The 4,619-nt window shown below is 50.4% G+C and carries 7 protein-coding genes; 2 read left to right on the plus strand and 5 right to left on the minus strand.

The window, feature by feature from the left end; all coding sequences use genetic code 11:
• Nucleotides 1-20: 20 nt before the first annotated feature.
• The 4 genes from PHU49_11620 to PHU49_11635 form a co-directional block, all read right to left on the minus strand.
• Nucleotides 21-449 (minus strand): hypothetical protein, encoded by a 429-nt coding sequence (locus PHU49_11620; protein MDD5244653.1) that lies wholly within the window; start codon nt 447-449, stop codon nt 21-23.
• 65 nt (nt 450-514) lie between these two features.
• A complete protein-coding gene (gene hpt / locus PHU49_11625) occupies nt 515-1,042 on the minus strand; it encodes a hypoxanthine phosphoribosyltransferase (GenBank protein MDD5244654.1) in 528 nt (175 codons plus the stop codon).
• Between the two features lie 23 nt (nt 1,043-1,065).
• A complete protein-coding gene (locus tag PHU49_11630) occupies nt 1,066-1,722 on the minus strand; it encodes an MBL fold metallo-hydrolase (protein ID MDD5244655.1) in 657 nt (218 codons plus the stop codon).
• 145 nt (nt 1,723-1,867) lie between these two features.
• Nucleotides 1,868-2,137, minus strand: coding sequence for a hypothetical protein (locus PHU49_11635; protein ID MDD5244656.1), 270 nt, complete (start codon nt 2,135-2,137; stop codon nt 1,868-1,870).
• A 45-nt stretch (nt 2,138-2,182) separates the two neighbouring features.
• On the opposite strand from PHU49_11635, the gene PHU49_11640 reads away from it, so the two are divergent.
• Nucleotides 2,183-2,866 carry an MBL fold metallo-hydrolase gene (locus tag PHU49_11640; protein ID MDD5244657.1) on the plus strand — a complete coding sequence of 228 codons (684 nt, stop codon included), beginning with the start codon at nt 2,183-2,185 and terminating at the stop codon, nt 2,864-2,866.
• Nucleotides 2,867-3,080: 214 nt separating this feature from the next.
• The gene (locus PHU49_11645) at nt 3,081-3,599 is read left to right on the plus strand and encodes a gamma carbonic anhydrase family protein (GenBank protein MDD5244658.1); all 519 of its coding nucleotides are present in this window, start codon (nt 3,081-3,083) and stop codon (nt 3,597-3,599) included.
• A gap of 322 nt (nt 3,600-3,921) precedes the next feature.
• On the opposite strand, the gene PHU49_11650 is transcribed toward PHU49_11645, so the two are convergent.
• Nucleotides 3,922-4,596, minus strand: a complete 675-nt coding sequence (locus PHU49_11650; protein ID MDD5244659.1) for a PilZ domain-containing protein — start codon at nt 4,594-4,596, stop codon at nt 3,922-3,924.
• Between the last annotated feature and the right edge of the window lie 23 nt (nt 4,597-4,619).

A 4,619-nucleotide genomic window follows, 5' to 3' on the forward strand; every position in this document is an offset into this window, starting at 1 on the left:
CCCTCCCCGTAGGCATCGTCTCAGGAAATGTCAAATGCCGATATAAGATACACCTTCGAGGTCGCACCATCCCAGAAATACCGCTCAGCAAGGGGGTTCAGTTCCCGGCCATGACCAAACCGCTCAAAGACCTCCCTTTTGAGGGCCACGTAGTGGGCAAGGTCCTTTACCTTCAGGGTTACCGACCGGAATTTCCCCTTGAGGAATTCGTACTCAATGCCTTTCAGGTCGACACTGCCAAAATGCAGTGTATCCTCTTCCCTAACATATATTTTTGTGTCCGGCGAACCGGGCCTGACGCCTATCTCCTTCATACCCTTCAAGGCCGAGATATCCGTCCCCCAAACAATCCCGTTATACCCGTCCGGCTCATTCCGGAACGCAGACACGCCCGTGGCGACCAAGAGGATAAGTGCTGAGTATAGTAGTGTTTTTATTGCTAAAGACATTTTATCCACAAATATTGTGAATAGCCGGCTGTTGTTACTATGGGCCATGGGCTGCCAGCGAAGAACTATCCCGTTTCCTTGTTTTCTTCAACGACGTATATCTCCGGATAGTTCCTGTACAGCTCCGCATAATCTATCCCATACCCCACGATGAAGCCGTCGTCGATTGTAAAGCCGATGTAATCGCCCTCTATCTCTACTTCCCTCCGGGCCCTTTTGTCAACAAGTGCGCAGATCTTCAGTGTTTTCGGCTCCCGTTTCTTAAGTATCTCGCGTACCGATTTTAACGTAAGTCCTGAATCTATGATATCTTCCACGATCACCACGTTCCTGTCCTTAATATCTTCTTCCAGGTCCTTTGTAACCGATATCTCTCCCCTTGACTTCATCGCATTCCCATAGGACGATACCCGCATGAAATCCACTCTGGACGGGTTTCCGATGCAGCGCACCAGGTCAGAGGTGAACATGAAGGAACCCTTCAAGAGACAGACAAAGACAATGTCTTCACCTTCGAAATCCTTCTCTATCAATGAGGCGAGCCTCTTGACCGCGCCCTCTATATCTTCCTTTGAAAACAGTTTTTTCATCATTCTCCGGCCCCCGCACAAAGACGCTACAGGGCGTACTGCAGTAAAACTATCTCCTGTGATTTCGGGAGGTTTGCCTTCGTGATCTCCACCTCGGTACTGCCTGCTGCCTTGACCGTCTTTTTGTCCCCGGTAAATTCTTCAATGCCCGCGATCGGGAGGTCGCATTTTTCTGTTTTGTAGTGCATCGGTATCGTCACAAGGGGAGACAGGTCGTTCATTACCTTCGTTGCCTCCTTTGCATCGATAGTAAAGAAGCCTCCCACGGGCAAAAGAAGTACGTCAACCTTGCCGATCTGTTTCAGCGCGTCCTTTTCAAGGACGTGACCGAGATCCCCCATGTGCCCTACGGCCAGCCCGTCTGCCTCGATGATAAAGATCAGGTTCTGTCCCCTTTCTTTCCCCCCGGAGGTATCGTGATATGACGGGATGACCCGTATCTTTACCCCTTTCTCTTCATATGCACCCGCCTTGTTGATATGCTTGAACCTGCCCTGGATGTCCTTTGTGTAATTGTGGTCTTCGTGGTCATGACTCGTAAGGACGATATCCGCCTCATCCGTGATCTTCCCGTAGCCCATGGCACCCCCGAAGGCCCCTGACTGATAAGGGTCAAGAATAATCCTTACCCCCTTTTCCGTCGTTATCTTAAATGATGCGTGGCCGTACCATTTTATCTTCATGTGCGTTCCTCCTTTTTCTTCTTGATAATACAATGCCGGGCGGGGAGGTGTCAAGGCCGGCATTATCCTCCTGCAGCCGAAATTGCCTGCAGCAGGCGATAAAAAGGCTTGATAAAAAAACCTCAGGACATTAGACTGTTCTTGCTTAGCATATAAGCCCGGACAATTCATTAGCTCTTGTGTGGAGATGTCCTGTAGCAAACCGTTGTGAGAGAAAGGCAGCAGAGAGCGGAGAGCCAAGAGTAAACTCAACAAACCCAATGAACGCGAGCGACACAAACCAGCCCACACCGTGGGCGAGAAGGGAAGTCTCTTCGGGCTTTGCTCGAAGAGGGGGCGACGTGAGCCCCGATAACTGCAGCCGCTGGAGCGGAATGAGCGTGTTTGCGGGGAAGAGCCCGGCACTGATGATCATCCTAATGAAAAATCCGGGATAAGATAATCTACAAGAGTGGTACACATGGGTCCTGAAGAGATCATTAAAGGCGTATATATCGTCGGCAGCTCGGATATCAGCGACCCCAGGGACTGTTCGGTATATCTCATTGACCTCGGTGAATTGATTCTCGTTGATACCGGCGCAGGGACCGGCGCCGAAGGCATCATCGGCAACATTATAAGTCTGGGACTCGATCCCGGAAAGATCACAACAATCATACTCACTCATTGCCACATAGACCATGTCGGCGGAGCACATGTTTTCAAAAAGCGTTACGGCTCGCGGATTGTCATGCATGAGCTTGACGCCGCTGTCGTTGAAAGGGGCGACAACAGGATGACGGCGGCATACTGGTACGGCGTCAACTTTGCCCCTCTTGGCGTGGACGTGAAGCTTGCCGGAAAGGAGGACCGACTCAGCTTCTCCGACAGCGAGGTCGTCTGTCTCCACACCCCCGGCCACACCCCCGGCTCTATCTCCGCCTACGTTGATACCGGCGGGAAAAGGGTCCTCTTTGGTCAGGACATCCACGGCCCTTTCCTTGCAGAGTTCGGCGCGAACATCTCTCATTGGCAGAAATCCATGGAAATTCTCCTTGCCCTCAGGGCCGATATCCTCTGCGAAGGACATTTTGGCGTGTACCTGCCCAATGAAAAGGTGACCGAATATATTGAACGGTACATAGATGAATACGGTGAGCGATAAAGCGGCTCATGGTAAATCGTATATCGTAGTTCGTATATCGTATATCGGAACCGCAAAGAAACCGTTCGGCGTTGGGCGTTCGGCGAGAAGGCCGGCTCAGAGCGAAAAAAATATAAGTCTTATAAGGCCTATTGGACCTACTTTTTTATAGCGAGTTCACGGGCCCCGTACCCACAAAGTGGGTACGGGATGCTCCACGGACCAGGGAGACTGTATGGATTCAAACAAATACATTACCGGCTATGAGGGCAAAAATCCCCGTATCCACCGCAGTGTCTTTATCGATATCTCTGCCCGTGTCATAGGGGATGTCGTCATCGAAGAAGGTGCGAGCATCTGGCCTATGGCTGTTCTGAGGGCTGACAGCGCCGATATTTATATCGGAAGGCGTTCCGCAGTGTTAGATCATTCTCTTATTGAATCACCCGAAGGTCATCCCGTCCGGATCGAGGAAGAAGTTCTTGTCAGTCATGGCTCCATTGTCCATGGGGCACACATTTACTCCAACACCCTTATAGGGATTGGGGCCATTGTTCTTGAAGGCGCTATCGTTTCCAGCGGCTCCATTGTTGGTGCCGGAAGTCTTGTGGTTGCCGGCGCCTTTATACCCCCTAATTCGCTGGTCATGGGAACTCCCGGAAAAATCATCAGGCAAACTGCGCCGGAAGAGCGTGAGGGGACAGCGAACCAGATTGAAGGTCTTTCCCGTAAGGCGCGAAATTACCTTAAATAATTACTGCCCCGTTGCATTTTCCCCGGAAATGTTTCACGTGGAACAAAAAAGGCAGTCGATAGTCGATAGTGAATAGTAGATAGTAAACCGCAAAGCATTACAATATGCTACGGCTCGAAATAAAGGCGGGAGGACCGTATTCCCGGATATTTCAAGGGGCATCGGTGTCGGGCGCTATGCCGGATACCGGGAAATACTATACAAGGATAATGCGTTCGGTGGTTTCTTTTGCCTCTCACTATTCACTATTCGCTATCGACTGCTTTTATACGGGTTCTCTTGCAGTTTCTATATACGATATACTGTCTACGATCTACTGTTCTTAATAGAACTTGTTCTCAAACCGCATCTTTCGCTCAATGTCCCTGATCTTTCTACTCAGCGTGTTCTTTGTGCTGCCGGGCATATTCAGGAAGGATACCGATACGAGCTCGAGACTTTTTTTAAGCCTGTTGCTCTCCGGTTCCCTTACCCTCAATACCTGTGCGTCGATCCTGGTTTCTGCTCCGTCAATGCTCAATATGATCCCGATGGTCGAGTTGGTCTGGAAGGGGGTGTTTCTTTTATGACTGAAGCTCGCGCCGCCGATGGAAATGTCAAGGATGCCGGCCCTCTCCCCGTCAATATAGATATCGAGACCGCTGTTGCTCGGCGGCTCCAACCGGTAGAACATTCTCAGGTTATAGGGCGCGGCGTCGGCTTCCTGCGTTAGAACTATTGCCTGTGTCGTTTCCGAGGAACTCAGCTTATAGTCTTTTACAAACTCCAGCGCCCTCGCCGGAAAACCATACCTTAAAGGTCTGCCCTCTTCTTTCCCGAGGTAGGTTATGTAGACAATCCTGTTCAGGTAACTTTTCAGAATAGGGGGGTCTGTCTGTGCTACTATAATCTTTTCCCCCGCAACATCATGGACCATGGAGTTTTTAACGTCGATCGTTTCTCTTAAGGGATCCATGTCCACCGTAATGGCGATGTGGGTTCCCGGTTTAACGTTCACGGGATCACCTCAATAAGAATGTG

The organism is Syntrophorhabdaceae bacterium (genome assembly GCA_028713955.1).
Taxonomy (GTDB): Bacteria; Desulfobacterota; Syntrophorhabdia; order Syntrophorhabdales; family Syntrophorhabdaceae; genus UBA5609.